The organism is Micromonospora yasonensis, assembly GCF_026013475.1.
GTDB classification, from domain to species: domain Bacteria; phylum Actinomycetota; class Actinomycetes; order Mycobacteriales; family Micromonosporaceae; genus Micromonospora; species Micromonospora yasonensis.
On sequence record NZ_JAPDPH010000306.1, the window covers coordinates 1 to 7062 of the forward strand.

Genomic DNA, 7062 nt, shown 5'->3' on the forward strand with positions numbered 1-7062 from the left:
TCTGTCCACGGCGCGCGAGCACCCGCGGAGCCACCCGGACCCGCATGAGCGACTGGCGGTTCGGATGGCTCAGCAGCGACGGAGTCCCCGCCGCCAACGGCAGTGTCCCCGATCGCCCTGCACGGGCGCGGTTACCCGAGGACAGCGCTTCGACGCCGCCTCAGTGCACGGCGGCACTGATGAACACGAGCACGCCGAGGACGCATACCGTCACACCGCCGAGGGTGTGAAATCGTGCTCGCCGCAGCGCCTCGCGTACCTGCCAAGCGTGAATGAACGCCAGCAGCCGCCGCTGCGCGTATTGCGCCCTCGCCACGTTGGCCCGGGCGTCGGCCAGCGCGTTCTCCCAGATCAACCGGTGCCCTCCCAACTGCTCCTCTGCAACCTGCCGGCGGAGCCGGTCGAGCACTGCCTGATGTAGGACAAGCGCCTCGCGCAGCTGCTGTTCGTCGGTGCCGAACCCGCCGAAGAAGGCGGCGGGATCCTCTGCGAGTCGACGCCGTAGGGATTGCAACCGCGGGTCGTTGAGACTTGACAAGGTAGTCAGCGGTGGTGTGAGTGCCTCGCTGGTTTGCCAGATCGCCCAGCACACGCCGAACAGAGCGATGACCATGCCGAGTGCGATCATCGCAACATCGCCGCGGTCCCGGACTGCGTTGACTACAGCGAGTGGCACCCCGCCGAGGACAAGCGCACCCACCGCAGCGAACGCCGCGACGGTCCACTTCGCGGCGGCGCGCATGTCGGGCACAGCGTCCAGCGGCGAGGGGATCGGGTCCCCGTCAGTGAGCGGCCCGGTCAGCCCAGGTTCAGTCACCTGAGGGGTTGCTGTCACGAACGAGCGGACCCGGATCCTCGGTGTGTACCTCGCGGTATGGCACCCATGCGGTCCCGTCGAAGACCTCAACACGGCCGTCGGTGATCCGCACGTCGAAGCGCTCGGGTCGCGTGGGCTCGTCCATACCGTCAGTATCGCACCAGTCCGCTCAGCTTGAACGCACCCCAGGACCACAGGCCGTACCTGCGCTCGGCCGCGAGCGCGTCCGCCCACCCCGGGTACAGATCCTCGATCACCGCCGCGCCGGCGCCCAGTTCGCCTCCGTGACGCAGGTATCCCACCGCTTGACGGAACGCCTCACTCGGGCCGCTGCGGTCCAGTGCGGTATGGAACGCCACGGAGAACGCAAGCGCCGCGACGTCGCTGACCTCCCACAGCGTCGAGACAACCAGTTGCGCGCCGCGCGCCAAGCAGGCGGCGTCAAAGCCGCGCGGCGCGTGGACGATAGTGCCCGAACTGCGATGCGTCCCGCTGTAACAGGCGTTGAGCACCACGACTTCTACCCCGGTCAGGTCCCCGTCGGCGAGGACGTCGGCGACGCTGAGGCAGTCGTCGCCCGACAGCATTGCACCGTTGGCCCACCAGTCATCGCTGATTCGGCCGTGGCACGCGATGTGCAGGATCCGCGCTCCGCGGACCGCAGCGAGGACGTGCTGTGGGCTGGCTTCGGTGCCCTGCAGCACCTGGGCGTGCGGATACACCGCCCGCAGAGCCTCTAGCTCGGCGTTCACGCCGGGCAGGGTGGATCCGCCGACGAGCAGCGGCGGACCGTCGCCGCGGACCGTCCGGGTGGCTGCCGCATCCAGTATTCGCATCGACGGCGCATAGTGAACCTCGTCGAAGACATCCATAAGGGTCCGCGCCCCGGGGCCAGGCTCGATCGGTGCTGCGTGCAACGGCGTCAGATCGAACGATCCGATGGGACTCAGGACCAGTCGCCGAATGCCAAGCGGCAAGAGGGCGTCCGCCACCGGCCCACCGATTCCGGCGAGTGCGCCTTGTAGCAGGTCTAGGTGCGCCCTGCGTATCTCGAATCGCTCAGCCTGCCGCCACTTGTTGATCAACCGATCGACGTCGGTTACTGACAGTTGATCGAGGTAGAAATGCTCCAGTCGGCCACCTTGCGAGGACGCAAGCCATACGGCGCCCAGCCGATGGCCCTTGGCGAAAAGGTGAACCAGTGCTGTGTCGGGTGGGAGGGCTGCGGCTCGGTCAGCCGTTGTCGGCGTCGGCCTCGGACTCATCCGCGGCCGCGCCTCCTCCCTCTTGCGCGCGCGGAGTTCCACCGCCCGATTGAGCACTGGATCAGTCGCGTCGGATGCCGCGCCGGCTTGCCGGATTCGAGTGGCGCGGTAGCGTGCAAGGAAGCGGCTTGCCTCCTGGAACGCGCGCCACCCGACGTCCGATACGCCGGGCGGCGCGGTGAGGGTCAGCTCGTCCAGCAGGTCCTCGCCCTTGGCGCGTTCGCAGGCGTCGAACGTCCCCGACGCGATGTCCTCGAGGGTGGGCGTGAACGCCGCAGTGAGCAGATCCATGTCGTTGCCAACAGCGGCACGGATCGACGCGAGGGCGACGCCCGTCAGCTCTTCGCACAGCTCGGGCGGCAGTGGCAGCGGCACCGTGTCAAGCAGCCACAGCCGCCCGTCGTCGGTCAGTCGGAGCAGGAAGAGACGTATCACCCCCACGGAGGCTGCGAGCAGCAATTGCCAGGCCTCGGTGACGTAGTCGAGGCTGTAGGTGAAGGGCAGCACCAACGGCTGGGAACGGTCGTCACCTACGTGGAGGTCGATATAGTACGCGCTTTCGCGCTGCCAGCCGGCGATGCTCACACGGCCATGGCGCAGCGGCTCCAGGAGTCGCTCGTGCTCGGCGTTCTCGGCGGTGGCTAGCCACAGAGGCAGGGGCCCTGCACGGTCATGCCAAAACCTTGCCCCACCATTGAGAATCTGGTCCTGCATCCATGCAGGCGGGTGTCGCAGCTGCTGTTCCCCGGTTGCCGGCAAGGCGCCCGGCGCCATGAAGTCGTAGTGGTAGATCCGGGCGCCGGCGTCGAGGCACCGGTCACGGAAGCGGAGGTCGGTCGCCTCCGCCGCCAACAGTTCCATCTCGGAGGACGTCAGGCTCTCCAGGGTGGCTTGGAACGGGCCTTCCCAGTGCTGCAGGTCTTTTCTAAGGTTCGCCGCTACGCTGCCGACCACACTGCCGTTCTCAAGCAGAGCTACTAACGCCTGGTACTCCGCGAGCATCCGCCCGAGGTGCTGCAGGTCGGACCGGCTATCGCCCGCGTACACCCCTATTTCACTAACGCGAACCGCGGTCAGCGTGCGGCGGGCGGTACCGGTGATCGAAGACTCGCTCAACGGTGCAGGCAGTCGCACGTACGGGTCGTCGGCGGTGCTCAGCAGACCGGCCACGACCGCCGCATCGGTGACATCCCAGTACCGCCGAAGTTCGCTGCGCACCTGGTCACGCGAAGCGTGCACCGACCGCCTCGCAGTCCACAACCCCAGCAGCAGGACGTTCAAGCCTCGGATGTCCCACCATCGAGGTCCGGGCACACCCTTTATGCGAACCCGTTGGTACACCGGATCGACCAGCACCGCTGCGACCTCCTCGACTCCGCTGACAACCAGCCGGGAGGAGGTCAGCGTCCGGGCGACCGCCTCGGCGGGGATCGCGTGCAGATCGCGTGCGGCAACGTGCGAGAGCAGCAGCGCCCGCCACAGCGGGTCGCCCAGTTCTGTCGTGAGGTCGAGCCGACCGGCATCCGGCGGCCACAGCGCGGCAACGACCGCGTCGACGAGTTGATCGATCCACTGATTCCGGAGGGCGGTCAGTTGCTCGGGCGGCATGGCCTTGTACTACCACCGTCGCCAGCCCGGCTGCACACCGCCGGACCCCGAACCGATCAAGATTGGGCCAGCCGACCGACGCCATCCGTCCGGAGTAAGCGTGGCCGAAACTTGAGACCGGCTAGCGTGCTCAGGCCGAGGCGCGCTGAGCGACGTAGTGCGGTGCCATCGCCTCCATCTGCTCGATGACCAGGCGAATCGCCTCGGGCTGCTTGTCCGGCGGGTACTTGTACCGCACCAGTAGCCGCTTAATCGAAGACCGCAGCTTGGCGCGCACGTCGTCACGTACTGTCCAGTCGGTCTTCACATCGCGCTGCATGATGCCGACCAGGTCGCGGGCAATCTGCGCCAGCACGTCCTCGCCCTGCAATTGCACCGCGGACTCGTTGGCGCTGACGGCGTCGTAGAACGCCAGTTCGTCGTCGGAAAGCGGCGGAGTGAACTGCGCCCCTCGGTTGCGCTCGGCGGCTACCTCCTTGGCGAGCTCGACCAGCTCGGCGATGACCTCGGCGGAGGTGAGCTGCTGGTTGGTGTACTTGCGCATCAGCTCAGCGATCCGCTCAGAGAATGCGCGCTGCCGGACCAGATTGTGCCGTGTCACTCTCGTCGACTCCTCGACGAGCAAGGCCCGCAACGCCTCGATCGCCAGGTGCGGGTTGGTGGCTGCTTTCGCCTTGGCTTGGAACTCGACACCAAGGTCGGCGAGGGATGGCTTGGGGATACCAGCGGCCTCGTAGATATCGATGATCTCGCCGGAGGCAGTCGACGATGCCACCAGCGCCGACAGCATCCGCTGAATCTCCTCCGGTACCGGCTTGCCTGCGGCCTGGCGTTCCTGGGCGTCGAACTTGCCCATCCACACCCGGACCTCTTCGTAGAACCGCGCGTCTCGGCGCCGCAGGTCGTCGAAGGTCTCGCTGCCGGACGACAGTGCCCAGGCGCGGGCAAGCTGGTTGGACAGCTTGCGATAGCGTTCGGCAAGGCTTTCCTGACCGTCTGCAACCTGGTTGCCCGGAGTCTGCGGGGAACGCAGGTAGTTGGTAAGGCCCACTGCGGCCTGGATCCAGCTCCTCGGCCCGCCATCGAGGCGGGACCGCCAGTCGAAGCCCGCGCATGCCTGGTCGAGCGCAGCCATGAGTGCGACGGCCACGTCGACGGCATCGTCGACGTTCTTGCCTACGGGTCTGGCGGCCTGGTCGTCGTCGGTGTACTCGGCGAGCGCGTTGGTGAGGTTGTCGATCAGCGGTGCGTAGGCGACGAGCAGGCCATCGGCCTTCCCGCGGAAGGTTCGGTTGACGCGGGCAAGGGTCTGCATGAGCAGGGCGCCCTTGAGCGGCCGGTCAAGGTAGAGCGTGTGTAGCGGCGGCGCGTCGAAGCCGGTAAGCATCATGTCCTTGACGATGACGAGTTGCAGGTCGTCGTCGGGGTCGCGCAGCCGTTGCTGGATCGTCTTGTTCTCGGCGGACCGGCGCACGTGCTGGGAGACCGGAGGCTTGTCCTGGGCTGTCCCCGAGTAGACCACCTTGATCTTTCCCCGATCGAGGGCATCGCTGTGCCAGTCAGGCCGCCGCTTGATGATCTCCTCGTACAGGTTTGCGCAGATCTCTCGAGTGCCGCCAACAATGAGCGCCTTGCCAGGGTTACCAATGAACTTGACCAGCTGCGCTGACCGGTTCTCCCAGTGCTCGATCAGGTCGGCGGCAAGGGCCCGAAGGCGGTCCGGGGCGCCGTACACGGCGTTGATGACGGCGACTGACTTCTCGATCTGAGCGCGCTCCACCTCGTCGAGGCCGATAGTGGCCTCGTCGGCGGCCCGGTCCAGGTCCTCGTCGGTGACGCCCCTCGTCAGGCCGACCCTGATCAGGCGTGGTTCGAAGAACACCGGTACCGTTGCACCGTCCCTCACCGCCCGGGTGAGGTCGTATGTGTCGATGGTCCTACCGAACACCTCCTCTGTGTCCTTCTCGCCACGAATCGGTGTACCTGTGAAGGCGATGAAGGCCGCGTTCGGCAGGGCATCGCGGATGTGCCGGGCGTACCCGTCGAGGTCGTCGTAATGGCTACGGTGCGCCTCGTCCGCAATGACGATGACGTTGCGCCGCTCCGACAGCAGCGGATGGTCCGCGCCGGCCTCGCGCTCCTCCCTGGTACGGCCGAACTTCTGCAAAGTTGTGAATAGGATGCCACCGGTGGCGCGGTCGGTCAGCTCGTCGCGCAGCTGGGCACGGCTGGTCACCGCCACCGGCTGTTCGGCCAGCAACAGCGACCGGGCAAACCCTTCAAACAACTGGCCGTCGAGTTCCTTGCGGTCCGTCACGATGACGAAGGTCGGGTTACGTAGCTCGGGGCGCTGGCTGGCCAGGTGGACGTACAGCTCCATCTCCATGGACTTACCGGAGCCTTGCGTATGCCATACCACGCCAGCCCGGCCGTCACCGTTCACCGCCGTGATGGTCGCGCCAACGGCTTTGGTGACGGCGAAGTACTGGTGAGGCTTCGCAATTCGCTTCGCGTACCCCTCGGCACCCCCGTCGAAGGCGGTGAAGTTGCGCTGGAGCTGAAGGAAGCGCTCTGGGTTGAACACCCCGTCAACGAGAAACTCCAGCTCGGTGCCCAGGTGGCTGTCGTCCACCGCCTCGCCGAACCGGACGGGCTTGCCGTCGTCGTCGACATTCCATGGGGAATAGTGGTTCAACGGAGTGAACGGGGTGCCGTAGCGGGCCGTGATCCCGTCGCTTATCACGGTCACCACCGCGAACCGGAAGGCCATTGGGAACTCACGCAGGTACGTCGCGAGCTGGGCGTGCGCGGCGGGTAGGTCCCCCTTCGCAGCTGCGGCCCGCTTCAGCTCGAAGATCGCCACCGGCAGGCCATTGAGGTAGAGCACGATGTCAAACCGCCGGTCCACTTCGGCCGAGCGGACGGCCACCTGGTTGACGGCCAGGAACTCGTTCTCCCAGGGCCGGTGGCTAACCAACCGGATGGTGGGATTCTGCTCCACCCCGTCGGAGTCGGTATAGCTGATACCTCGGTAGCCCTTGGTCAGGATCTGGTGCAGCCGATAGTTCTCTGTGATCGCATCCTGCGACGTCGGCTCGACGATCTCGGCTAGGGCCTGCGCCAGGTAGTCGCCCGGGACGTGCGGGTTCAGCTCGCGCATCTTCGCCAGCGTTCGGCTGGGTAGCACGATGTCGGCCCACGAGGTGCGGCCGCCATCCGCGCCCGGTGTGATCGCGCTGCCCGGCAGCGGCTCCCACTCCTGCTCTGCCAGCGCCTCCAGCGCAATAGCCTCCCACTGGACCTCACTGACCCCCGACTGCGCTGCCACTCAGACCACGTCCTCCACAGCCTTCTCGGCCTCCCGCACTCGAA

At 66.7% G+C, this 7062-nt stretch carries 4 protein-coding genes; all 4 read right to left on the minus strand.

Annotated features, from left to right (window positions below; translation table 11 throughout):
• Positions 1–160 precede the first annotated feature (160 nt).
• Positions 161–817 carry a hypothetical protein gene (locus ONA70_RS33560; protein WP_265010500.1) on the minus strand — a complete coding sequence of 219 codons (657 nt, stop codon included), beginning with the start codon at positions 815–817 and terminating at the stop codon, positions 161–163.
• Positions 810–962 (minus strand): hypothetical protein, encoded by a 153-nt coding sequence (locus ONA70_RS33565; RefSeq protein WP_265010501.1) that lies wholly within the window; start codon positions 960–962, stop codon positions 810–812. The genes ONA70_RS33560 and ONA70_RS33565 overlap by 8 nt, the downstream gene beginning before the upstream one ends.
• A gap of 4 nt (positions 963–966) precedes the next feature.
• On the minus strand, positions 967–3690 hold the full coding sequence (locus ONA70_RS33570) for a CHAT domain-containing protein (RefSeq protein ID WP_265010502.1): 2724 nt from the start codon (positions 3688–3690) through the stop codon (positions 967–969).
• Positions 3691–3820: 130 nt separating this feature from the next.
• Positions 3821–7018 carry a type I restriction endonuclease subunit R gene (locus ONA70_RS33575; protein WP_265010503.1) on the minus strand — a complete coding sequence of 1066 codons (3198 nt, stop codon included), beginning with the start codon at positions 7016–7018 and terminating at the stop codon, positions 3821–3823.
• Positions 7019–7062 lie beyond the last annotated feature (44 nt).

Coding starts and splice junctions, on each gene's coding strand:
- ONA70_RS33565 (WP_265010501.1), bottom strand. CDS start 962: ATGGACGAGCCCACGCGACCCGAGCGCTTCGACGTGCGGATCACCGAC.
- ONA70_RS33570 (WP_265010502.1), bottom strand. CDS start 3,690: ATGCCGCCCGAGCAACTGACCGCCCTCCGGAATCAGTGGATCGATCAA.